Annotated in this window: 1 protein-coding gene; it reads left to right on the top strand. The window is 69.9% G+C overall.

What is annotated here, in order from left to right:
• Positions 1–118: 118 nt before the first annotated feature.
• Positions 119–26,596 carry a type I polyketide synthase gene (locus ACYUD3_RS37475; RefSeq protein WP_470980650.1) on the top strand — a complete coding sequence of 8,826 codons (26,478 nt, stop codon included), beginning with the start codon at positions 119–121 and terminating at the stop codon, positions 26,594–26,596.

Genomic DNA, 26,596 nt, shown 5'->3' with positions numbered 1-26,596 from the left:
ACCGCCCGCTGTTTTGGGCTGGCGAACCTACGGAGCCGATCCGGCCGAGATGTTTACTCCCGATAACGCGAATCCACCCAGGTCTTGTCGGCAAGGGGCAGCGATGAATGGTGTTGACGTGGCACTCACGGCCGACAAGGCCGATGCCGGCGAGATCGCCGTCGTCGGACTGTCCTGCTGCCTGCCGAAAGCGGCCGACCCGGCCGAGTTCTGGCGGTTGCTGTGCGAGGGCGTCGACGCGACCGGTGAAGCTCCCGACGACCGCTGGGTCGGCGACGCGCACTCCCCCCGCCGCGGCGGGTTCCTCGACCGGATCGACCAGTTCGACGCGGCCTTCTTCGGGATCTCCCCGAAGGAGGCCGTGGCGATGGATCCACGACAGCGGCTCCTGCTGGAACTGAGCTGGCAGGCGCTGGAGGACGCGCGGATCGTCCCGGCCACCCTGCGCGGCAGCCGTACGGGCGTGTTCGTCGGCGCTATGGGGGACGACTACGCCGTTCTGATGGGCCGTCTCGGACAAGAGGCGATCGGTCAGCACACCCTGACGGGGTCCAGCCGCGCGATCATCGCGAACCGCGTCTCACGCTTCCTGGGACTGCGCGGACCGAGCCTGACGGTGGACACCGCGCAGTCCTCGTCGCTGGTCGCCGTGCACATGGCCTGCGAGAGCCTGCGGCGCGGCGAGTCCACCGTGGCCATCGCGGGCGGGGTGAGCCTCAACATCCTGGCCGAAAGCACTGTCGGCGCCTGGAAGTTCGGGGGCCTGTCGCCGGACGGCCGCTGCCACACGTTCGACGCGAGGGCCAACGGCTACGCCCGCGGTGAGGGCGGCGCGCTGGTCGTACTGAAGAAGCTGGCCGACGCACTCGCCGACGGGGACAAGATCTACTGCGTCATCGCCGGCGGCGCGATCAACAACGAGGGCGACGGCGACGGCGAGGGCGCCGGCCTGGCGGTCCCCAGCCGATCGGCCCAGACGGACGTCATCCAAGAGGCATACCTGAGGGCCTCGGTGGATCCCGCCGAGGTGCAGTACGTCGAACTGCACGGCACGGGTACCAAAGTCGGCGATCCGATCGAGGCCGCCGCGCTCGGCGCCGCGCTCGGAACCCGGCGTCCGGCCGATTCCCCGCTGCTGGTCGGTTCCGTCAAAACCAACGTCGGCCACCTGGAGGGCGCGGCCGGCATCACGGGCATGCTCAAGGTGGTGCTGAGCCTCCGGCATCGCCTGCTCCCGCCCAGCCTCAACTTCGTGGAAGCCAATCCGGACATCCCGCTGGACGAGCTTCGGCTGCGCGTGCACACCCAGCTCACGGACTGGCCCGAACAGGCTCGGCGACTGGTGGCCGGGGTGAGCGCGTTCGGGATGGGCGGGACGAATTGCCATCTGGTATTGGCGGAGGCGCCTGTTCGGGTACCGGGCGGGGAGTCTGTGGCGTCGTCTGCTCCGGTGGTGTCGCCGGTGGTGGTTTCGCCGGTGGTGCCGTGGGTGTTGTCGGCCAGGTCGGAGTCGGCGTTGCGGGAGCAGGCGCGGCGGCTTGTGGCGTTTGTGGAGGGGGGTGCGGGGCTGGATCCGGTGGGTGTGGGTGCGGCTTTGGTGTCCACGCGGGCGAGTTTTGAGCATCGGGCGGTGGTGCTGGGTGTCGGCCGGGACGAGCTGATCTCCAGGCTGGGCGGGTTGGCGGTCGGGGAGCCGGGTGCCGGTGTGGTGACCGGGGTGGCTGGCCAGGGTGCTGTGGTGTTTGTGTTCCCTGGTCAGGGGTCGCAGTGGGTGGGTATGGCGCGGGGGTTGCTGGTGTCTTCGCCGGTGTTTGCGGAGCGGATGGGGGAGTGTGCTGAGGCACTGGCGCCGTTTGTGGAGTGGGATCTGTTGGGGGTGTTGGGGGATCGGGAGGCGCTGGAGCGGGTTGATGTGGTGCAGCCGGTGTTGTGGGCGGTGATGGTGTCGTTGGCGGAGGTGTGGCGGTCGTTGGGGGTGGTGCCGGCGGCTGTGGTGGGGCATTCGCAGGGGGAGATCGCGGCGGCGTGTGTGGCGGGTGGGTTGTCGTTGGCCGATGGCGCCAGGGTCAGTGCGGTGCGCAGTCGGCTGATCGCCGGGTCGCTGTCCGGGCTGGGTGGGATGGTGTCGGTGGGCCTGCCTCAGGCTGAGGTGGAGTCTCTGATTGCCCGGTGGGAGGGGCGGTTGTCGGTCGCGGCGGTGAATGGGCCGTCGTCGGTGGTGGTGTCCGGGGATGCGCAGGCGGTGGCGGAGCTGGTCGAGGCGGGGGAGGTGGAGGGTTTTCGGGCTCGGCGGGTCGAGGTGGATTACGCGTCGCATTCTCCGCAGGTCGAGGAGATCGAGACGGAGTTGGTCGAGGCCCTGGTGGGGATCGCTCCGACGCGGGGCGCTGTCGCGTTCTACTCCACCGTGACGGGTGAGTTGATGGATACCCGTGAGCTGGATGCGGGCTACTGGTATCGCAATCTGCGGGAGACGGTGCGGTTGGCGGACACCACCCGGGTGCTGGCCGAGGCCGGTCATGGGGTGTTCGTGGAGGTCAGTCCTCATCCGGTGCTGACTCCCAGCCTGGAGGACACCCTGTTCGAGGCTCATCCGGCGGCGGTTGTGACGGGGACTCTGCGCCGGGGTGAGGATGAATCCGAGCAGTTGCTGACCGCTGTGGCTCGGTTGCATACCCGTGGTGTGCCGGTGGATTGGCGGGCGTTGGTGGGTCGGGGTTCGGGTTCGGTGGTGGATCTGCCGACGTATGCGTTCCAGCGTGAGCGGTACTGGCCGGAGCCGGTGTCCGGGTCTGCGGTGGGTGGTGTGGATGATGAGTTGTGGTCGGTGGTGCGGGGTGCGGATGTGGGGGTGTTGTCGGCTGAGTTGGGTGTTGGCGAGGGGGTTTTGGCTGAGGTGGTGCCGGCGTTGTCGGCGTGGCGTGAGCGTCGGCGGGCTGGGTCTTTGGTGGATGGGTGGAGGTTCGCGGAGAGTTGGAAGCTGCTGTCGGGGATGTCCGGGGCTGCTCTGCCGGATGGCTGGCTGGTGGTGGTGCCTGCGGGGTGGGGTGAGGATGCGTGGGTTGCCTCGGTGATCGGGGCGTTGGGTGCTGGGGTGGTGCGGCTGGAGGTGGCCGGGGATACCGACCGTGCTGTGCTCGCCGCGCAGTTGGCGGATCTGCCTGAGCCGGCTGGGGTGGTGTCGCTGTTGGGTGTGGTCGAGGAGGCGTCTGCGGAGTTCGATGCCACACCTGTCGGTCTGGCTCTGTCGGTGCGTCTTGTTCAGGCGTTGGGTGATGCCGGTGTTACGGCGCGGGTGTGGTGTGTGACGCGGGGTGGGGTGTCGGTTGGGTCTGCCGATTCGGTGGGCAGTCCGGTGCAGACGGCGTTGTGGGGTTTTGGTCGTGCTGCGGCGTTGGATGTGCCGGGCCGGTGGGGTGGGTTGGTGGATCTGCCTGTCGTGTTGGACGAGCGGCTTGGCGGGTTGTTGGCGCGGGTGCTGATGGGTGGTGAGGATCAGGTCGCTGTGCGGGAGTCGGGGGTGTACGGGCGTCGGCTGGTCCCGGCTGGTGCTGGTGCTGGTGCTGGTGCTGGTGCGGGGAGCGGTGGCGGTGCGGTGGGTGCTGGGGTGCGGTTGCGGGGGTCGGTGCTGGTCACGGGTGGGACGGGTGGTCTGGGTGGGCATGTGGCGCGGTGGGCGGTGGCCCGTGGTGCCGAGCATGTGGTGCTGGTCAGCCGTCGGGGGCTGGAGGCTCCTGGTGCGCTCGACCTGCGTGAGGAATTGGTGGGGTTGGGTGCGCGGGTGACGTTGGAGGCGTGTGACGTCGCTGACCGGGAGGCGTTGTCGGGGGTGTTGGCGCGGGTGCCGGTGGACTGTCCGTTGACGGCGGTGGTGCATGCGGCCGGGATCGGTGACGGCGGTGTTCCGGTGGGTGAGTTGGAGCCGGGGCGGTTGGATGAGGTGTTGCGGGCGAAGGCGGTGTCGGCGTGGCATCTGCATGAGTTGACGGCGGGGCTGGACCTGGCGGCGTTTGTGCTGTTCTCCTCGGGCGCGGCGAGCTGGGGTGCCGGTGGGCAGGCGGCGTATGCGGCGGCGAATGCTTTCCTGGACGGGCTGGCGCAGTACCGGCACGGTGCGGGGCTTGCCGCGACATCGGTGGCCTGGGGTCTGTGGGCCGGTCCGGGCATGGGCACGGCCGCTGGTGGCGGGTTCGTTGAGGGGTACCGGCGGCGTGGTGTGCTGCCGATGGCCCCGGAGCTGGCGATGGCTGCTCTGGAGCGGGCGGTGGGTGACGGCTCGGTGACTTTGACGGTGACGGACACGGACTGGGAGCGGTTCGCGTCCAGTTTCACCGTCGAGCGCCCGAGTCCTCTCCTCACGGGCATCCCCGAGGCACGCAAGGTGTTGGCCCGGCCGCAGCCTGCCGGTGAGTCGGCGTTGCGGCACAGGCTGGCCGGCATGGGCGAGAAGGAGCGGGCCCGGACGTTGCTGGACCTGGTCCGGCGGGAAGCGGCTGTCACCCTCGGTTTCGACAACGCCGACGCCCTCCCGCCCGAACGGGCTTTCCGCGATGCCGGTTTCAGCTCGCTGACCGAGGTGGAGCTGCGGAACAAACTCGCCTTGACCACTGGTCTTGTGCTGCCGGCGAGCCTTGTCTTCGACTACCCGACGCCTGCCGTACTGGCCGAGCACCTGCGTTCGGAACTGCTGGGCGCGGTCGAGCCTGTGTCGGTGGCTCCGGTTGTGGTGAGGGCCGAGCCGGACGAGCCGATCGCCATCGTCGGGATGGGCTGCCGGTTCCCGGGTGGGGTGTCGTCGCCTGAAGAGTTGTGGGCTTTGCTCGCGGGCGGTGTTGATGCCATTTCGGCGTTCCCGACGCAGCGTGGCTGGGATCTGGCTGGTGATGGTTTCGCCCAGGTGGGTGGGTTCGTCGAGGATGTGGCGGAGTTCGACGCGGGGTTTTTCGGGATTTCGCCGCGTGAGGCGTTGGCGATGGATCCGCAGCAGCGGTTGTTGTTGGAGACGGCGTGGGAGGCGTTGGAACGGGCGGGCATCGACCCGGAGTTGCTGAGGGGCAGCAAGACCGGGGTGTTCGTGGGCGGGGCCGGTTCGGGCTACGACGCTGCGGGGGATGCTTCGGACGGAGTGGACGGGTACCGGCTGACCGGTGGTGCGGGCAGCGTCTTGTCGGGCCGGATCGCGTACGTGCTGGGGTTGGAAGGGCCCGCGGTGACGGTGGACACGGCGTGTTCATCGTCGCTTGTGGCGTTGCATATGGCAGCTCAGGCACTGCGGGCCGGCGAGTGCTCGATGGCGCTGGCCGGTGGTGTGACGGTGATGTCCACACCGGAGATCTTTGTCGACTTCGCGGTTCAGGGTGGGTTGGCGGGGGACGGCCGTTGTAAGGCGTTCGCTGGGGCGGCTGATGGCACCGGGTGGGGTGAGGGTGTCGGGTTGGTGGTGGTGGAGCGGTTGTCGGATGCCCGGCGTAACGGTCACCGGGTGTTGGCGGTGGTGCGGGGTTCGGCGGTGAACCAGGACGGTGCGTCGAATGGGTTGTCGGCGCCAAATGGTCCGTCGCAGCAGCGGGTGATTCGGCAGGCGCTGGCGAGTGCGGGTGTGTCCGCTGCTGAGGTGGATGTGGTGGAGGCGCACGGCACGGGCACTCGGCTGGGAGACCCCATCGAGGCCCAGGCTCTACTGGCCACCTATGGGCAGGACCGGCCGGTGGATCGCCCGCTGTGGCTGGGGTCGTTGAAGTCCAACATCGGTCACACGCAGGCGGCTGCCGGTGTCGCGAGTGTGATGAAGATGGTGCTGGCGATGCAGGAGGGTGTGTTGCCGCGGACCCTGCATGTGGACGAGCCGTCTCCAGAGGTGGATTGGTCGGCCGGGGCGGTGGAGTTGCTGACGGAGCAGCGGTCGTGGCCGGTGGTCGATCGGCCGTGGCGTGCGGGTGTGTCCTCGTTCGGGATCAGCGGCACCAACGCCCACCTCATCCTCGAACAGGCCCCTGAGCTTGAACCGGCCTCCGATGTGGATGTTGTTGCTCCGTCGGTGGTGCCGTGGGTGTTGTCGGCGGGGTCGGAGTCGGCGTTGCGGGAGCAGGCGCGGCGGCTCGCGGCACGTGTAGAGGCGGATGCGGGACTGGGCCTGGTGAGTGTGGGTGCGGCGCTGGTGTCCACCAGGGCGAGTTTCGAGCATCGGGCGGTGGTCCTGGGCACGGGCCGGGAGGAACTGGTCACCGGGCTGGGCGGGTTGGCGGCCGGGGAACCGAATACCGGTGTGGTGTCCGGTGTGGCTGGTTCGGTTGGTCGGATGGCGTTTTTGTTCACGGGTCAGGGTGCGCAGCGGTTGGGGATGGGGCGTGAGCTGGCGGGGGAGTTCCCGGTGTTCGCGGAGGCGTTCGGGGAGGTGTGTGCGGGGTTTGAGGGTCTGTTGCCGGGGTCGCTCCGGGAGGTTGTGTTCGGCGGGGATGAGGGTCGGTTGACGGGGACGGGGTGGGCGCAGCCGGCGTTGTTCGCGTTCGAGGTCGCTTTGTTCCGGTTGTTGTCGTCGTGGGGTGTGGTGCCGGACTTCGTGGTGGGGCATTCGATCGGGGAGTTGTCGGCGGCGTATGTGGCGGGGGTTTGGTCGTTGGGGGATGCGTGCCGGGTGGTGGCGGCACGGGCGGGGTTGATGCAGGCCCTGCCGGCTGAGGGGGTCATGCTGGCTGTGGAGGCGGATGAGGATGAGATCGCCTCGGCGGCGGGTGAGGTCGACGGCTGGGGTGAGCGGGCCACGGTCGGGGCGGTCAACGCGGCCCGCTCGGTGGTGCTTTCCGGTGAGGCCACGGTGGTCGAGGCGATGGGCGACCTCTGGCGTGGCCGGGGCCGGAGGGTGCGGCGCCTCCGCGTCAGCCATGCGTTCCACTCGCCCCTGATGGACCCCATGCTGGAGCCGTTTGCCGGGGTACTGGGCGGGGTGGAGTTCAACGCGCCGTCGGTGGGGATGACGGTCACGGCTGAGCAGGTGTGCAGTGTGGAGTACTGGGTGCGGCAGGTGCGCGAGCCGGTCCGTTTCGCCGACATGCTGACCAAACTGAGTGCTGAAGGCGTGACACATTTCGTGGAGGTCGGTCCCGACGGCGTGCTGACCGGTCTGGGGTCGGGTGCGGTGGACGGGGTCTTCCTCGCCACCCAGCGCCGCGACCGCCCCGAGGTCCACACCGCCCTGACCGCACTGTCCGGCCTGCACACCCAGGGCGTTCCGGTGGACTGGTCCGCATTGGTGGGCCGGCACTCGACGGTCGATCTGCCGACGTATGCCTTCCAGCGTGAGCGGTATTGGCCGCGTCCCCGGGCGGTGGCGGGGGATGTGCGGGGCGCCGGGTTGACGTCGCTGGGCCACCCCTTGTTGGGGGCGGCGGTGGAACTGGCCGGTGGTGAGGGCGCGGTCTTCACCAGCCGCCTGTCTTTGGCCTCGCACGACTGGCTGGCCGACTGCGTGGTGAATGGCGTGGTGGTCGTGCCGGGCGCCGCGTTGGTGGAGATGGTGGTGCGGGCGGGTGACGAGGTGGGGTGTGGCGTTCTGGAGGATCTGACGCTGGAGCGGCCGTTGGTGCTGCCGGAGCGTGGGGCTGTGCAGGTGCAGGTGGTGGTTGAGGCTCCGGTGGAGGAGGGTCGTCGTGGGGTGAGTGTGTACTCCCGGCCCGAGGCAGCAGCGGAGGCGGGCTGGACACGGCATGCCGGCGGAACGCTGACTTCTGAGGCGGTGGTGCCGGCGGGTGTGGAGCTGACGGTGTGGCCGCCGGTGGATGCCGTCGCGGTGCCGGTGGACAGGTTCTATGAGGACCTGGCCGCGACAGGTTACGGATACGGGCCGGTCTTCCAGGGGTTGCGGGCGGTGTGGCGGCGGGGCGATGAAATCTTCGCCGAGGTACGGCTGTCCGAGGAGGTGGCTGAGCGGGCGGGTGAGTTCGGTATTCATCCGGCGTTGTTCGACGCCGCCCTGCACGCCGCCGCGTTCCTGCCCGGTTCCGGTGAGGGCGGGCTCCCGTTCGCCTGGGGTTGTGTGTTGCTATACGCGTCGGGCGCACGGTCGTTGCGGGTACGGCTGTCGGTGACCGGGGACGACACCCTCTGCCTGGACGCGGCTGATGACACGGGCGCCCCGGTGCTGTCGGTGAACTCTCTGACGCTGCGACCGGTATGGGCAGAACTGTCGGAGTCTGGGGACGAATACCGGTCGCTGTTCGGTGTGGACTGGACGGTGCTGCCCGGCATGGCGAGCGAGGCGTCGGTCGGGTCGTGGGTGGTGGTCGGCGCTGGTGGGCTGGAGCTGGGGTCGGTGGGGGTGTCGTGTTATGCCGGGCTGAGGGACCTGGTGGAGGCGGTCGGGGCGGGTGTGCCTGTGCCGGAGACGGTGGTTGTCCCCTGTGCCGGGTCGCTGGAGGGTGACCGGGGTGCGGATGCGCGGGTGCTGACCGGTCAGGTGCTGGGTGTGGTGCGGGAGATGCTGGCGGAGGAGCGTTTGGCTGGTTCCCGGCTGCTGGTGGTCACGTGTGGTGCGGTGGCGGCCGGGGTGGGTGAGGGTGTGTCGGATCTGGCTGGTGGTGCGGTGTGGGGGCTGGTGCGTTCGGCGATGACGGAGCATCCGGGCCGGCTGGCGCTGGCTGATGTGGAGTCGTTCGAGTCGGATGTGCCGGTGGTAGTGGGCCTGGCTGCTGGTGATGAGCCTGAGATCGCGGTGCGTGGTGACCGGGTGCTGGTACGGCGACTGACCCGCCCGGACACCGGCGTACTGACCCTGCCCGAGGGCGAGGGCTGGCGGCTGGGCGTCGAGAGTGTGGGGACACCAGAGGGCCTGGGGTTCGTCGCCGGTCCGGGGGCGGCTGCGGTGCTGGCGGATGGTCAGGTCCGGGTGGAGGTCCGGGCGGCGGGGCTGAACTTCCGGGATGTGCTGGTGGCTTTGGGCGTGGTGTCTGCCGACGGTTTGGGGGTGGGGTGCGAGGGCGCGGGTGTGGTGACGGAGGTCGGTCCGGGGGTGAGTGGCCTGGTTCCGGGTGATCGGGTGATGGGTGTGCTGGCGGACGCGTTCGCGCCGGTCGCGGTGGCTGATCACCGTGTTCTGGTTCCGGTTCCGGAGGGGTGGTCGTTCGCGGATGCGGCGGCGGTGCCGGTGGCGTTCGCGACGGCGTGGTACGGGCTGGTGGATGTGGCCGGTGTACGGCCGGGTGAGCGGGTGCTGATTCATTCGGCCGCCGGTGGCGTGGGGATGGCGGCGGTGAGGATCGCTCAGTACCTGGGGCTGGAGGTGTTCGCGACAGCTGATCCGGCCAAGCACGATGTGCTGGTGGCGATGGGGGTAGCTGCGGATCACATCGCGTCGTCACGGACCACGGAATTCGGGGAACTTTTCCTGGCCACGACCGGTGGTGAGGGCGTCGACGTCGTGCTGAACAGCCTGGCCGGCGAGTTGGTGGACGCGTCGTTGCGGTTGCTGCGGGACGGCGGCCGGTTCGTCGAGCTGGGCAAGACCGACGTCCGTGACGCCGGCGAGGAGGCCGCGGCGCATCCGGGTGTGGGGTACGCGGCGTTCGATCTGCTGCCGGCGGCGGGGCCGGAGCGGCTCGGGCGGATTCTCGCCGAGTGTGTCGGGTTGCTGGCCGAGGGGGTCCTGGCCCGGTTGCCGGTGCTGGTGCGTGACCTGCGGCAGGCGCCGGAGATCTTCCGGTTCATGAGCCAGGGCGAGCACGTCGGCAAGATCGTGCTGACCCTGCCGCGGCCGTTGGATCCCGATGGCACGGTGTTGGTGACGGGTGGGACGGGCACGCTGGGTGGTCTGCTCGCGCGGCACCTGGTCGGCTGGCACGGGGTGCGGCATCTGACGCTGGTGTCCCGGCAGGGGCTGGATGCCCCTGGGGCGCGGGAACTGGTCGAGGAGTTGGCCGGGTTGGGGGCCCGGGTGCGGGTGGTGGCGTGTGACGTGTCGGACCGGGAAGCCGTCGCGGAACTGGTCGCCGGGGTGCCCTGGGAGCATCCCCTCACTGCCGTGATCCACACAGCAGGTGTGCTGGACGACGGGACGATCGCGTCGTTGACGCCGGAGCGGGTGGACACCGTGATGCGTCCGAAGGCGGACGCGGCGTGGTATCTGCATGAGGCGACCGCCGGGCTGGACCTGGCCGCGTTCGTCCTCTTCTCGAGCTTCTCGGCCACCTCGGGCGCTGCGGGTCAGGGCAACTATGCCGCGGCGAACGCGTTCCTGGACGCGCTGGCGTTGCACCGGCAGGCTCAGGGACTGCCTGCCGTGTCGCTGGCCTGGGGCTGGTGGGCCGACACCAGTGGCATGACCGAGCGCCTGGGCCACACCGACCACGCCCGGTTCGGCCGGTCGGGGATGCGTGCGTTGCAGGCGGCGGAGGGGCTGGCGTTGTTCGATCTGGCCTGCCGGCGTCCGGAGGCGAATCTGGTCCCGGTCGGGCTGGAACTGTCACGCCGTGGCGGGTCCGGGCAGGTGCCGCCGCTGTTGCGGGGCCTGGTCGGTTCAGGTCTGGCCCGGCGGGTCGCCCACGCGAGTGACCAGGACGGTTCCGGTCTGGCCCGGCGGCTGTCCGGCCTGGCCGTCGCCGATCAGCAGCGGCTGCTTCTCGATCTGGTGCGTGGTCACGTCGCCACCGTTTTGGGACACGCCTCCGTGGGGGGCGTCGATCCCGAGAAGGCGTTGCGGGACATGGGCTTCGATTCGCTGACGACGGTGGAGCTGCGCAACCGGCTGGCGGCAGCGGCGGGCCTACAGCTGCCTACGACGTTGGTGTTCGACCATCCGACCTCCTCGCGGCTGGCCACCTACCTGCGGCAGCAGCTGACCGGTGCGGTCGAGGCCGTGTCGGTGACGCCGGTGACCGCGATGGCAGTGGACGAGCCGATCGCCATTGTCGGGATGGGTTGCCGGTTCCCGGGTGGGGTGTCGTCGCCTGAAGAGTTGTGGACTTTGCTTGCGGGCGGTGTTGACGCCATTTCGGAGTTCCCGACGCAGCGTGGCTGGGATCTGGCCGGTGATGGTTTCGCCCAGGTGGGCGGTTTCCTTCATGACGCGGCGGGGTTCGATGCGGGGTTCTTCGGGATTTCGCCGCGTGAGGCGTTGGCGATGGATCCGCAGCAGCGGTTGCTGCTGGAGACATCGTGGGAGGCGCTGGAACGGGCGGGCATCGACCCGGAGTTGTTGAGGGGCAGCAGGACCGGGGTGTTCGTGGGCGGGGCCGGTTTTGGGTACGAGACTCTGGGGGCTGCCTCGGAGGAGCTGGACGGCTACCGGCTCACTGGCGGCGCGGACAGTGTGATGTCGGGCCGCATCGCGTATGTGCTGGGGTTGGAAGGGCCCGCGATCACGGTGGACACGGCGTGTTCGTCGTCGTTGGTCGCGTTGCATCTCGCGGCCCAGGCGTTGCGGGCCGGTGAGTGCTCGATGGCGCTGGCCGGTGGTGTGGCGGTGATGTCCACACCGGGGATCTTTGCCGAGTTTGCCACGCAGGGTGGGTTGGCGGGCGACGGCCGTTGCAAGTCCTTTGCTGGGGCGGCTGATGGCACCGGGTGGGGTGAGGGTGTCGGGTTGGTGGTGGTGGAGCGGTTGTCGGATGCGCGGCGTAACGGTCATCGGGTGTTGGCGGTGGTGCGGGGTTCGGCGGTGAATCAGGATGGTGCGTCGAATGGGTTGTCGGCGCCGAATGGTCCGTCGCAGCAGCGGGTGATCCGGCAGGCCTTGGCGAGTGCGGGTGTGTCCGCTGCTGAGGTGGATGTGGTGGAGGCGCACGGCACGGGGACTCGGCTGGGGGATCCCATTGAGGCCCAGGCGTTGTTGGCGACCTATGGGCAGGATCGTCCGGTGGATCGTCCGCTGTGGTTGGGGTCGTTGAAGTCCAACATCGGTCATACGCAGGCGGCTGCTGGTGTTGCGGGTGTGATCAAGATGGTGCTGGCGATGCGGCACGGGCAACTGCCCCGCACCCTCCACGTGGACCAGCCGTCTCCGGAGGTGGAGTGGTCGGCGGGTGCGGTGGAGTTGTTGACGGAGCAGCAACCGTGGCCGGTGGTCGATCGGCCGTGGCGGGCGGGGGTGTCCTCGTTCGGGATCAGTGGCACTAACGCCCACCTCATCCTGGAACAGGCCCCTGAGCTTGAACCGGCTTCTGATGTGGATGTTGTTGCTCCGTCGGTGGTGCCGTGGGTGTTGTCGGGGAGGTCGGAGTCGGCATTGCGGGATCAGGCGCGGCGGCTCGCGGCACACGTAGAGGCGAACCCGGGGCTGGACCCGGTGGACGTGGGTGCGGCCTTGGTGTCCACCCGGGCGAGTTTTGAGCATCGGGCGGTGGTCCTGGGCGCTGGCCGGGACGAGTTGATAGCCGGGCTGGGCGGACTGGTGGCGGGGGAGCCGGGTGCCGGTGTGGTGACCGGGCTGGCTGGCCAGAGCGCTGTGGTGTTTGTGTTCCCTGGTCAGGGGTCGCAGTGGGTGGGTATGGCGCGGGGGTTGCTGGTGTCTTCGCCGGTGTTCGCGGAGCGGATGGGGGAGTGCGCCGAGGCACTGGCGCCGTTCGTGGAGTGGGATCTGTTGGAGGTGCTGGGGGACCGCGAGGCGTTGGAGCGGGTTGATGTGGTGCAGCCGGTGTTGTGGGCGGTGATGGTGTCGTTGGCGGAGGTGTGGCGGTCGTTGGGGGTGGTGCCGGCTGCTGTGGTGGGGCATTCGCAGGGGGAGATTGCGGCGGCGTGTGTGGCGGGCGGACTGTCGCTGGCTGACGGCGCCAGGGTCAGTGCGGTGCGCAGCCGTCTGATCGCCGGGTCACTGTCCGGGCGGGGTGGGATGGTGTCGGTGGGGTTGCCTCAGGCTGAGGTGGAGTTGTTGGTTGCGCGGTGGGAGGGGCGGTTGTCGGTTGCGGCGGTGAACGGGCCGTCGTCGGTGGTGGTGTCCGGGGATGCGGAGGCGGTGGCGGAGTTGGTCGAGGCGGGGAAGGCGGAGGGTTTCCGGGCTCGTCGGGTCGAGGTGGACTACGCGTCGCATTCCTCGCAGGTCGAGGAGATCGAGACGGAGTTGGTCGCGTCCCTGGCCGGGATCACCCCGGTGGAGGGTGCGGTCGCGTTCTACTCCACCGTGACCGGTGAACTGACCGACACCCGTGAGCTGGACGCCGGCTACTGGTACCGCAACCTGCGGGAGACGGTACGGCTGGCGGACACCACCCGGGCACTGGCCGAGGCTGGCCACGGGGTGTTCGTGGAGGTCAGTCCTCATCCGGTGCTGACTCCCAGCCTGGAAGAGACTCTGTTCGAGTCCCACCCTGCGGCGGTTGTGACCGGGACCCTGCGCCGGGACGGGAACGAACCTGAGCAACTCCTGGCTGCTGTGGCCCGGTTGCACACCCGCGGTGTTCCGGTGGACTGGCCGGCGATCGTGGGCCGGGACGCGGCGGTTGATCTGCCGACGTACGCCTTCCAGCGTGAGCGGTACTGGCCGCGTCCCCGGGCCGTGGCCGGAGACGCGCGGGGTATGGGGCTGGTTTCGGTGGGTCACCCGTTGCTGGGGGCGGCGGTGGAGTGGGCTGGTGGTGAGGGTGTCGTGTTCACCAGCCGCCTGTCCCTCACTTCGCAGGACTGGTTGGCCGACTGCACGGTGAATGACGTGGTGGTCGTGCCGGGCGCCGCGTTGGTGGAGATGGTGGTGCGGGCTGGTGATGAGGTGGGGTGTGGTGTTCTGGAGGATCTGACGCTGGAGCGGCCGTTGGTGCTGCCGGCGCGTGGGGCTGTGCAGGTGCAGGTGGTGCTCGAGGCTCCGGCGGAGGAGGGGCGTCGTGGGGTGAGTGTGTACTCCCGGCCGGAGGAGACGGCCGGGGAGGCGGGCTGGACACGGCACGCCGGCGGAACGCTGACCGTGTCAGGGGTTCCCGCGCCGGTGTGGCAGGAAGTGGTATGGCCGCCGGCGGGAGCGGAACCGGTGCCGGTGGACGGGTTCTACGAGGACCTGGCCGCGACAGGCTATGGATACGGGCCGTCGTTCCAGGGGCTGCGGGCGGTGTGGCGGCGGGGCGATGAACTCTTCGTCGAGGTGCGGCTACCTGACGAAGTGGCCGAGCGCGCGGGCGAGTTCGGGATCCACCCGGCGTTGTTCGACGCAGCTTTGCATGCCGCCGCGTTCCTGCCCGGCGAGGGCGAAGGCGGGCTCCCGTTCACGTGGAACGGGATGTCGTTGCACGCGTCGGGTGCGCGGTCGTTGCGGGTACGGCTGTCGGTGACCGGGGACGACACCCTCTGCCTGGACGCGGCTGATGACACGGGCGCCCCGGTGCTGTCGGTGAACTCTCTGACGCTGCGGCCGGTGTGGGCGGAGCTGCTGGAGTCCGGGGACGAACACCGGTCGCTGTTCGGTGTGGACTGGGCGGTGCTGCCCGGCTCGGGGAACGAGGCGTCGGTCGGGTCGTGGGTGGTGGTCGGTGCCGGTGGGCTGGAGCTGGAGTCGGTGGGGGCGTCGTGTTATGCCGGGGTGAGTGACCTGGTGGAGGCGGTCGGGGCGGGTGTGCCTGTGCCGGAGGTGGTGGTTGTCCCCTGCGCCGGGTCGTTGGACGGTGACCGGGGTGCGGATGCGCGGGTGCTGACCGGTCAGGTGCTGGGTGTGGTGCGGGAGATGCTGGCGGAGGAGCGGTTGGGTGGTTCCCGGCTGCTGGTGGTCACGCGTGGTGCGGTGGCGGCCGGGGTGGGCGAGGGTGTGTCGGATCTGGCTGGTGGTGCGGTGTGGGGGTTGGTGCGGTCGGCGATGTCGGAGCATCCGGGCCGGCTGGTGCTGGCTGATGTGGAGTCGTTCGAGTCGGACGTGCCGCTGGTGGCGGGACTGGCGGGTGGTGACGAGCCTGAGGTCGCGGTGCGTGGTGGCCGGGTGCTGGTACGGCGGCTGGTCCGTCCGGACACCGGAGTGCTGGCCCTGCCGCGGTCGTTGGATCCCGACGGCACGGTGTTGGTGACGGGTGGGACGGGCACGTTGGGTGGTCTGCTGGCGCGGCACCTGGTCGACCGGCACGGAGCACGGCATCTGACGCTGGTATCCCGGCAGGGGCTGGATGCCCCGGGCGCGGCTGGGCTGGTGGCTGGCCTGGAGTCGGCTGGGGCGAGTGTGACCGTGGTGGCCTGCGACGTGTCGGATCGGGATGCCGTAGCCGAACTGATCGCCGGAGTGCCCCGGGAGCGCCCCCTCACTGCCGTGATCCATACAGCAGGTGTGCTGGACGACGGGACGATCGCGTCGTTGACGCCGGAGCGGGTGGACACCGTGATGCGTCCGAAGGCGGACGCGGCCTGGTACCTGCACGAGGCGACCGCCGGACTGGACCTGGCAGCCTTCGTCCTCTTCTCAAGCTTCGCGGCCACTTCCGGTAGCGCGGGTCAGGGCAACTATGCCGCGGCGAACGCGTTCCTGGATGCGCTGGCGTTGCACCGGCAGGCGCAGGGACTGCCTGCTGTGTCGCTGGCCTGGGGTTTGTGGGCCGACGCCAGTGGCATGACCGAGCACCTGGGCAACACCGATCACGCCCGGCTGGGCCGGGCAGGGGTGCGTCCCATGCCGGCGGCGGAAGGGCTGGCGCTGTTCGATCTGGCCTGCCGACGCCCCGAGGCGAATCTGGTCCCGGTCGGGCTGGAGCTGCCACGACACAACGGATCAGGCCCGGTGCCACCGCTGTTGCGGGGATTGGTGGCCGGCGGACCGGCCCGGCCGGTCGCCCGCACCGGCGACCATGACGGTTCCAGTCTGGCCCGGCGGCTGACCGCCCTGGCCGTCGCCGATCAGCAGCGGCTGCTTCTCGATCTGGTGCGCGGTCACGTCGCCACCGTTTTGGGACACGCCTCGGCGGGGGCCGTCGATCCTGAGAAGGCGTTGCGGGACATGGGCTTCGATTCGCTGACGACGGTGGAACTGCGCAACCGGCTGGCGACGGCGACAGGGCTGCGGCTGCCTACGACGTTGGCGTTCGACCACCCGACCGCCTCGCGGCTGGCCACCTACCTCCGGCAGCAGCTGACCGGCGCGGTCGAGGCCGTGCCGATGGCTCCGGTTGTGGTGAAGGCCGAGCCGGACGAGCCGATCGCCATCGTAGGGATGGGCTGCCGGTTCCCAGGTGGGCTGTCGTCGCCGGAGCAGTTGTGGGATGCGGTGGTGTCCTCGGCTGATGCGGTGGGTGAGTTCCCTGGTGATCGGGGCTGGGATCTGACCGGTGACAGTTACGCCCAGGTGGGCGGTTTCCTTCACGACGCGGCGGAGTTCGACGCGGGGTTCTTCGGGATCTCTCCGCGTGAGGCGCTGGCGATGGATCCCCAGCAGCGGTTGCTGCTGGAGACGGCGTGGGAGGCGCTGGAACGAGCCGGCATCGACCCGGACGTGCTGAAGGGCAGCAAGACCGGGGTGTTCGTGGGCGGGGCCGGTTTTGGGTACGAGACCGTGGGAGCGGCCTCGGACGAACTGGACGGATACCACCTCACCGGTAACGCGGACAGTGTGTTGTCGGGCCGGATCGCGTATGTGCTGGGGTTGGAAGGGCCCGCGATCACGGTGGACACGGCGTGCTCGTCGTCGCTGGTGGCGCTGCATTTGGCCGCGCAGGCGCTGCGGTCCGGGGAATGTGATCTGGCGCTGGCCGGTGGTGTGACGGTGATGTCCACACCGGGGATCTTTGCCGAGTTCGCCGTTCAGGGCGGGTTGGCGTGGGATGGCCGCTGCAAGGCGTTCTCCGCGACCGCTGATGGGACCGGGCTCGCGGAAGGCGTCGGGTTGGTGGCGGTGGAGCGGTTGTCGGACGCCCGGCGTAACGGTCATCGGGTGTTGGCGGTGGTGCGGGGTTCGGCGGTGAATCAGGATGGTGCGTCGAACGGGTTGTCGGCGCCGAATGGTCCGTCGCAGCAGCGGGTGATCCGGCAGGCGCTGGCGAGTGCTGGTGTGTCTGCGGCTGAGGTGGACGTCGTGGAGGCGCACGGCACGGGGACCCGGCTGGGTGACCCGATCGAGGCTCAGGCACTGCTGGCGACGTACGGCCAGGGTCGGCCGGTGGATCGTCCGCTGTGGTTGGGGTCGTTGAAGTCCAACATCGGTCACACGCAAGGCGCGGCAGGGGTGGCCGGTGTGATCAAGATGGTGCTGGCGATGCAAGAGGGCGTGTTGCCGCGGACGTTGCATGTGGACGAGCCGACGCCTGAGGTGGACTGGTCGGCGGGTGCGGTGGAGTTGCTGACGGAGCAGCGGTCGTGGCCGGTGGTCGACCGGCCGTGGCGGGCCGGGGTGTCCTCCTTCGGGATCAGCGGCACCAACGCCCACCTCATCCTCGAACAGGCCCCGGAATCAGCATCGGTGCCCGATGTGGATGTCGTTGCTCCCGTGGTGTCGCCGTCGGTGGTGCCGTGGGTGTTGTCGGGGAGGTCGGAGTCGGCGTTGCGGGATCAGGCGCGGCGGCTCGCGGCGTTTGTGGAGGCGGGTGCGGGGCTGGATCTGGTGAGTGTGGGTGCGGCTTTGGTGTCCACGCGGGCGAGTCTGGGGCATCGGGCGGTGGTCCTGGGCGCTGGCCGGGACGAGTTGATAGCCGGGCTGGGTGGGTTGGCGGCCGGGGAGCCGGGTGCTGGTGTGGTGACCGGGCTGGTGGGTCAGGGTGTGGCCGGTGGGCGTGGCGTGGTGTTCGTGTTCCCTGGTCAGGGGTCGCAGTGGGCGGGGATGGCGCAGGAACTGCTGGCGTCCTCGCCGGTGTTCGCGGAGCGGATGCGTGAGTGCGCCGAGGCGTTGGCGCCGTTTGTGGAGTGGGATCTGGTGGGGGCGTTGGGTGATGAGGAGGGGTTGAAGCGGGTTGATGTGGTGCAGCCGGTGTTGTGGGCGGTGATGGTGTCGCTGGCGGAGGTGTGGCGGTCGTTGGGGGTGGTGCCGGCGGCTGTGATGGGGCACTCGCAGGGGGAGATCGCGGCGGCGTGTGTGGCAGGCGGGCTGTCGTTGGCCGACGGTGCCAGGATCGTCGAGGTGCGCAGCCGGCTGTTCGCGAGGTCGCTGTCGGGGCGGGGCGGGATGGTGTCGGTCGGGCTGTCCCGCGCGGGGGCGGAGTCGCTGATCGCTCGCTGGGCGGGGCGGTTGTCGCTCGCGGCGGTGAACGGGCCGTCGTCGGTGGTGGTGTCTGGTGACGCGGAGGCGGTGGCGGAGCTGGTCGTGGCGGGGGAGGCGGAGGGGTTCCGGTCCCGTCGGATGGACACGGACTGTGCGGGGCATTCGGTGCAGGTGGATCAGCTCAGGGCCGAGATGGTCGAGGTCATGGCAGGTGTCACCCCGGTGGAGAGCTCTGTCGAGTTCTACTCCACGGTGACCGGTGAGCTGATGGACACCCGCGAGCTGGGTGCGGAGTACTGGTATCGCAATCTGCGGGAGACGGTGCGGCTGGCCGAGACCACCCCGGTGGTGGCGGCAGCCGGCTACGGGGTGTTCCTGGAAGTCAGTCCTCATCCGGTGCTGATTCCCAGCCTGGAGGACACCCTGTTCGAGTCCCACCCCGCAGCGGTTGTGACCGGGACTTTGCGCCGGGACGGGAACGACTCCGAACAGTTCCTGACTGCCCTGTCCACTCTCCACACTCACGGCGTCCCGGTGGACTGGTCCGCGATAGTGGGCCGGGGTTCGGTGGTGGATCTGCCGACGTATGCGTTCCAGCGTGAGCGGTATTGGCCGCGTCCCCGGGCGGTGGCGGGGGATGTGCGGGGCGCCGGATTGATGTCGCTGGGCCACCCCTTGCTGGGGGCGGCGGTGGAACTGGCCGGTGGTGAGGGCGCGGTGTTCACCAGTCGGCTGTCTCTGGCCTCGCATGGCTGGCTGGCCGATCACACGGCGCGGGGTGTGGTGTTGCTGGCGGGCACTGCGTTCGTGGAGATGGTGGTGCGGGCTGGTGATGAGGTGGGGTGTGGTGTTCTGGAGGATTTGACGCTGGAGCGGCCGTTGGTGCTGCCCGAGCGCGGGGCCGTGCAGGTACAGGTGGTGCTCGAGGCGCCGACGGAGGGCCGTCGCGTGGTGAGCGTGTACTCCCGGTCGGAGGAAGCAGCCGGGGAAGCGGGCTGGACACGGCATGCCGGCGGAACGCTGACTGCGTCAGGGGTTTCCGCGCCGGTGTGGCAGGAAGTGGTATGGCCGCCGGTGGATGCCGTCGCGGTGGAGGTGGACGGGTTCTATGAGGACCTGGCCGCGACGGGTTACGGGTACGGGCCGGTCTTCCAGGGGTTGCGGGGGGTGTGGCGGCGGGGCGAGGAACTCTTCGCCGAGGTGCGGCTACCTGACGAAGTGGCCGAGCGCGCGGGCGAGTTCGGAATCCATCCGGCGTTGTTCGACGCCGCCCTGCACGCCGCCGCGTTCCTGCCTGGTTCCGGTGAGGGCGAGGGTGGGCTCCCGTTTGCCTGGGGCGGGGTGTCGCTGCATGCGTCGGGCGCGAGGTCGTTGCGGGTGCGGCTGTCGGGGACCGGGGAGGGAACGCTCTGCCTGGACGCGGCTGATGACACGGGCGCCCCGGTGGTGTCGGTGGGTTCGTTGACGTTGCGGCCGGTGTGGGCGGAGCTGCTGGAGTCCGGGGATGAGCACCGGTCGCTGTTCAGCGTGGACTGGACGGTGCTGCCCGGCTCGGGGAGTGAGGCGTCGGTCGGGTCGTGGGTGGTGGTCGGTTCCGGTGGGCTGGAGCTGGGGTCGGTGGGGGTGTCGTGTTATGCCGGGCTGGGCGACTTGGTGGAGGCGGTCGGGGCGGGTGTGCCTGTGCCAGAGGTGGTGGTTGTCCCCTGTGCCGGGGTGTTGGACGGTGACCGGGGTGCGGATGCGCGGGTACTGACCGGCCAAGTGCTGGGCGTGGTGCGGGAGATGCTGGCGGAGGAGCGGCTGGGCGCTTCCCGGCTGCTGCTGGTCACGCGTGGTGCGGTGGCGGCCGGTGTTGGTGAGGGTGTGCTGGATCTGGCTGGTGGTGCGGTGTGGGGGTTGGTGCGGTCGGCGATGTCGGAGCATCCGGGCCGGCTGGTGCTGGCTGATGTGGAGTCGTTCGAGTCGGATGTGCCGGTGGTGGTGGGGCTGGCGGGTGGTGATGAGCCTGAGGTCGCGGTGCGTGGTGGCCGGGTGCTGGTACGGCGGCTGGTCCGTCCGGACACCGGCGTGCTGGCCCTGCCGCGGCCGTTGGATCCCGACGGCACGGTGTTGGTCACGGGCGGGACGGGCACGTTGGGTGGCCTGTTGGCGCGGCACCTGGTCGACCGGCACGGAGCACGGCATCTGACGCTGGTGTCCCGGCAGGGGCTGGATGCCCCTGGGGCGCGGGAACTGGCCGATGAGTTGACCGGACTGGGCGCCCAGGTGCGGGTGATGGCGTGTGATGTGTCGGACCGGGATGCCGTAGCCGCGCTGGTCGCCGGAGTGCCGCAGGAACATCCGCTCACCGCTGTGATTCATGCGGCGGGTGTGCTGGACGACGGGGCGGTCGCGTCGTTGACGCCGGAGCGGGTGGATGCGGTGATGCGTCCGAAGGCGGACGCGGCGTGGTACCTGCACGAGGCGACCGTCGGTCTGGACCTGGCCGCGTTCGTGTTGTTCTCGAGCTTCTCGGCAACCTCGGGTGCTGCGGGTCAGGGTAACTATGCCGCGGCGAACGCGTTCCTGGATGCGCTGGCGTTGCACCGGCGGGCGCAGGGGCTGCCGGCTGTGTCGCTGGCCTGGGGCTGGTGGGCCGACAGCAGCATGGCCGGCCGTCTGGACCACGCCGACTACGCCGGGGTGCGTGCGTTGTCGGCGGTGGAGGGGCTGGCGTTGTTCGATCTGGCCTGCCGGCGTCCGGAGGCGTATCTGGTCCCGGTCGGGCTGGAGTTGTCACGACACAACGGGTCCGGGCAGGTGCCGCCGTTGTTGCGGGGCTTGGTGGTTGCTGGCCCGGCCCGGCGGGTCGCCCGCACCGGCGACCAGGACGGTTCCGGTCTGGCCCAGCGGCTGTCCGCCCTGGCCGTCGCCGACCAGCAGCGGCTGCTTCTCGATCTGGTGTGTGGTCACGTCGCCACTGTTCTGGGACACACCTCCGTGGAAGCCGTCGATCCCGAGAAGGCGTTGCGGGACATGGGCTTCGATTCGCTGACGACGGTGGAGTTGCGCAATCGGCTGGCGACGGCGACAGGGCTGCAACTGCCCGCGACGCTGGCCTTCGACCACCCGACCGCCTCGCGACTGGCCACCTACCTGCGGCAGCAGCTGACCGGCGCGGTCGAGGCTGTGTCAGTGACGCCGGTGACCGCGCTGGCGGTGGACGAGCCGATCGCCATCGTAGGGATGGGCTGCCGGTTCCCGGGTGATGTGGAGAGCCCTGAGCAGTTGTGGGCCCTGCTCGCGGGCGGTGTCGACGCCATCTCGGAGTTCCCGACCCAACGCGGCTGGGATCTGACGGGTGATGGTTTCGCCCAGGTGGGCGGTTTCCTTCACGACGCGGCGGGGTTTGATGCGGGGTTCTTCGGGATCTCGCCGCGTGAGGCGTTGGCGATGGATCCCCAGCAACGGTTGCTGCTGGAGACATCGTGGGAGGCGCTGGAGCGGGCGGGGATCGATCCGGACGCGCTGAAGGGCAGCAAGACCGGGGTGTTCGTGGGCGGGGCCGGTTCGGGATACGACACTGCGGGGGAGACCTCGGGCGAACTGGACGGCTACCGGCTCACCGGTGGTGCGGGCAGTGTGTTGTCGGGGCGGATCGCTTACACGTTGGGGTTGGAAGGGCCTGCGGTGACGGTGGACACGGCGTGTTCATCGTCGCTGGTCGCGTTGCATTGGGCTACCCAGGCATTGAGGTCCGGGGAGTGTGATCTGGCGCTGGCCGGTGGTGTGACGGTGATGTCCACACCAGGGACCTTTGCCGAGTTCGCGATTCAGGGTGGGTTGGCAGGGGACGGCCGTTGCAAGGCGTTCGCTGCGGCGGCCGACGGCACCGGATGGGCCGAGGGTGTCGGGTTGGTCGTGGTGGAGCGGTTGTCGGACGCCCGGCGCAACGGTCACCGGGTGCTGGCGGTGGTGCGGGGTTCGGCGATCAACCAAGACGGCGCGTCGAACGGGCTGACCGCGCCGAATGGTCCGTCGCAGCAGCGGGTGATCCGGCAGGCCTTGGCGAGTGCCGGTGTGTCTGCGGCTGAGGTGGATGTCGTGGAGGCGCACGGCACAGGCACGCGGCTGGGGGATCCGATCGAGGCTCAGGCGCTGTTGGCGACCTATGGGCAGGACCGTCCGGCGGATCGTCCGCTGTGGCTGGGGTCGCTGAAGTCCAACATCGGTCACACGCAGGCCGCCGCCGGTGTCGCCGGTGTGATCAAGATGGTGCTGGCGATGCAGCAGGGCGTGCTGCCCCGCACCTTGCACGTGGATCAGCCGACGCCTGAGGTGGACTGGTCAGCCGGGGCGGTGGAGTTGCTGACCGAACAACGACAGTGGCCGGTGGTCGGTCGGCCTTGGCGTGCTGGGGTGTCCTCGTTCGGAGTCAGTGGCACCAACGCCCACCTCATCCTCGAACAGGCCCCTGACGCAGTGCCGGTGTCCGACGTGGATGTTGTTGCTCCGTCGGTGGTGCCGTGGGTGCTGTCGGCCAGGTCGGAGTCGGCGTTGCGGGATCAGGCGCGGCGTCTCGCGGCACACGTAGAGGCGGATGCGGGACTGGATCTGGTGAGTGTGGGTTCGGCGCTGGTGTCCACGCGGGCGAGTCTGGGGCATCGGGCGGTGGTTCTGGGCACGGGCCGGGACGAACTGATCGCCGGGCTGGGCGGGTTGGCGGCTGGGGAGCCGAATACCGGTGTGGTGTCGGGGGTTGCTGGTCTGAGTGGTCGGACGGCGTTCTTGTTCACGGGTCAGGGTGCGCAGCGGTTGGGGATGGGGCGTGAGCTGGCTGAGGAGTTCCCGGTGTTTGCGGAGGCGTTCGGGGAGGTGTGTGCCGGGTTTGAGGGTCTGCTCCCGGGGTCGCTTCGGGAGGTTGTGTTCGGCGGGGATGAGGGTCGGTTGACGGGGACGGGGTGGGCGCAGCCGGCGTTGTTCGCGTTCGAGGTGGCCCTGTTCCGGTTGTTGTCGTCGTGGGGTGTCACTCCGGATTTTGTGGTGGGGCATTCGATCGGTGAGCTGTCGGCGGCGTATGTGGCGGGTGTGTGGTCGTTGCGGGATGCGTGCCGGGTGGTGGCGGCACGGGCCGGGCTGATGCAGGCGTTGCCCGCTGAGGGGGTCATGCTGGCCGTGGAGGCGAGCGAGGACGAGATCGCCGAGGTGTCGGGCGAGATTGCTGGCTGGGGTGAGCGGGCCACGGTCGGGGCGGTCAACGCGGCCCGTTCCGTGGTGCTCTCGGGTGACGCCGCAGTGGTTGAGGCGATGGGCGAGCTCTGGCGTGACCGGGGCCGGAGGGTGCGGCGCCTGCGCGTCAGCCATGCGTTCCACTCACCCTTGATGGACCCCATGCTCGATTCGTTCGCCGAGGTACTGGGCGGGGTGGAGTTCAGCTCCCCGTCGGTGGGGATGACGCTGACGGCTGAGCAGGTGTGCAGTGCGGAGTACTGGGTGCGGCAGGTGCGCGAGCCCGTCCGTTTCGCCGACATGCTGACCGGGCTGAGCGCTGAAGGCGTGACACATTTCGTGGAAATCGGTCCCGACGGCGTGCTGACGGGTCTGGGATCGGGCGCGGTGGACGGAGTCTTCCTCGCCACCCAGCGCCGGGACCGCCCCGAGGTCCACACTGCCCTGACCGCCCTGTCCACTCTCCACACCAGCGGCGTCCGGGTGGACTGGCCGACGATCGTGGGCCAGGGTTCGGTGGTCGATCTGCCGACGTATGCGTTCCAGCGTGAGCGCTACTGGCCGCGCCCCCGGGCTGTGGCGGGGGATGTGCGGGGCGCCGGGTTGATGTCGCTGGGCCACCCGTTGCTGGGGGCGGCGGTGGAGTGGGCCGGCGGTGAGGGCGTGGTCTTCACCAGTCGCCTGTCCCTCACCTCGCACGACTGGCTGGCCGACTGCACGGTGAACGACGTGGTGGTCGTACCGGGCACCGCGCTCGTGGAGATGGTGGTGCGGGCTGGTGATGAGGTGGGGTGTGGTGTTCTGGAGGATTTGACGCTGGAGCGGCCGTTGGTGCTGCCCGGGCGCGGGGCCGTGCAGGTGCAGGTGGTGCTCGAGGCGCCGACGGAGGGCCGTCGCGTGGTGAGCGTGTACTCCCGGCCCGAGGAGACGGCCGGGGAAGCGAGCTGGACACGGCACGCCGGCGGAACGCTGACCGCGTCAGGGGTTCCCGCGCCGGTGTGGCTGGAAGCGGCGTGGCCGCCGGCGGGAGCGGAACCGGTGGAGATGGACGGGTTCTATGAGGACCTGGCCGAGACGGGTTACGGGTACGGGCCGGTCTTCCAGGGGTTGCGGGGGGTGTGGCGGCGGGGTGGGGAGGTCTTCGCCGAGGTGCGGCTACCTGACGAAGTGGCCGAGCGGGCGGGCGAGTTCGGGATTCACCCGGCGTTGTTCGACGCCGCCCTGCAAGCCGCCGCGTTCCTGCCCGCAGGGGGCGAGGGCAGGCTCCCGTTCACGTGGAACGGGGTGTCGTTGCACGCGTCGGGCGCACGGTCGTTGCGGGTACGGCTGTCCGTGACCGGGGACAACAGCCTTTGCCTGGACGCGGCTGATGACACGGGCGCCCCGGTGCTGTCGGTGAACTCTGTGGCGCTGCGGCCGGTGTGGGCGGAGCTGTCCGGGGATGAACACCGGTCGCTGTTCAGCGTGGACTGGACGGTGTTGTCCGGTATGGAGAAGGAAGTGCCGGTCGGGTCGTGGGTGGTGATCGGTGCCGGTGGGCTGGAGCTGGGGCCGGTGGGGGCGTCGTGTTATGCCGGGCTGAGCGACTTGGTGGACGCGGTCAGTGCTGGGATGCCTGTGCCGGAGGTGGTGGTTGTCCCCTGCACCGGGTCGTTGGACGGCGACCGGGGTGCGGATGCACGGGTACTGACCGGCCAAGTGCTCGGTGTGGTGCGGGAGATGCTGGCGGAAGAGCGGCTGGGCGCTTCCCGGCTGCTGGTGCTGACCCGTGGCGCGGTGGCGGCCGGGGTGGGCGAGGGCGTGCCGGATCTGGCCGGTGGTGCGGTGTGGGGGCTGGTGCGTTCGGCGATGTCGGAGCATCCGGGCCGGCTGGTGCTGGCTGACGTGGAGTCGTTCGAGTCGGATGTGCCGGTGGTAGTGGGGCTGGCTGCTGGTGACGAGCCTGAGGTCGCGGTGCGTGGTGGCCGGGCACTGGTACGGCGGCTGGTCCGTCCGGACACCGGAGTGCTGGCCCTGCCGCGGTCGTTGGATCCCGACGGCACGGTGTTGGTCACGGGCGGGACGGGCACGTTGGGCGGCCTGCTGGCACGGCACCTGGTCGACCGGCACGGAGCACGGCACCTGACGCTGGTGTCACGCCGGGGACCGGCCGCGCCGGGAGCGCGGGAACTCGTCGAGGAGCTGGCCGGACTGGGCGCCCAGGTACGGGTGATGGCCTGCGACATGGCGGACCGGGGTGCCGTAGCCGAACTGGTCGCAGGCGTGCCCCGGGAGCACCCCCTCACGGCCGTGATCCATACAGCAGGTGTGCTGGACGACGGGACGATCGCGTCGTTGACGCCGGAGCGGGTGGACACCGTGATGCGTCCGAAGGCGGACGCGGCCTGGTACCTGCACGAAGCGACCGCCGGGCTGGACCTGGCCGCCTTCGTCCTGTTCTCGAGTTTCGCGGCCACTTCCGGTAGCGCGGGCCAGGGCAACTATGCCGCGGCGAACGCGTTCCTGGACGCGTTGGCGTTGCACCGGCACGCGCAGGGCCTGCCGGCCGTATCGCTGGCCTGGGGCTGGTGGGCCGACAGCAGCAGCATGACCGAGAGCCTGGGCCAAAGCGACCACGCCCGGCTGGACCGGGCCGGGGTGCGTGCCATGCCAGCTGCGGAGGGGCTGGCGCTGTTCGATCTGGCCTGCCGACGCCCGGAAGCGAATCTGGCCCCGATCCGGCTCGAGCTGCCACGACACAACGGGTCCGGGCCGGTGCCGCCGCTGTTGCGGGGATTGGTGGCCAGCGGGCGGGCTCGGCCGGTCGCCCGCACCGGCGACCAGGATGGTTCCGGTCTGTCTCGGCGGCTGACCGCCCTGGCCACCGCCGACCAGCAGCGGCTGCTTCTCGATCTGGTGTGTGGTCACGTCGCCACCGTTTTGGGACACGCCTCGGCGGGGGCCGTCGATCCTGAGAAGGCGTTGCGGGACATGGGCTTCGATTCGCTGACGACGGTGGAGTTGCGCAACCGGCTGGCGACGGCGACAGGGCTGCAACTGCCCGCGACGCTGGCGTTCGACCACCCAACGGTGTCGCGACTGGCCGAATACCTCCACACCCGGCTCGCGCCCGCAGCGGACACCGACTCTGCCGAGGCACGGCTGCGCGAAGCGCTCGCCTCGATCCCGATCACGCGGTTGCGAGACGCAGGACTGATGGACGTGCTGCTGCGGCTTGCCGGTGCGAGCGAGGACGCGCCCGCGAACACGGAGACACAGCTCGACGAGATGGACGCGGCAGCACTTGTTGACTTCGTCCTGGATGAAAGGCACTGA

Source organism: Streptomyces sp. AMJ-169 (genome assembly GCF_055597585.1).
This window is presented reverse-complemented; position numbering and strand designations above follow the sequence as displayed.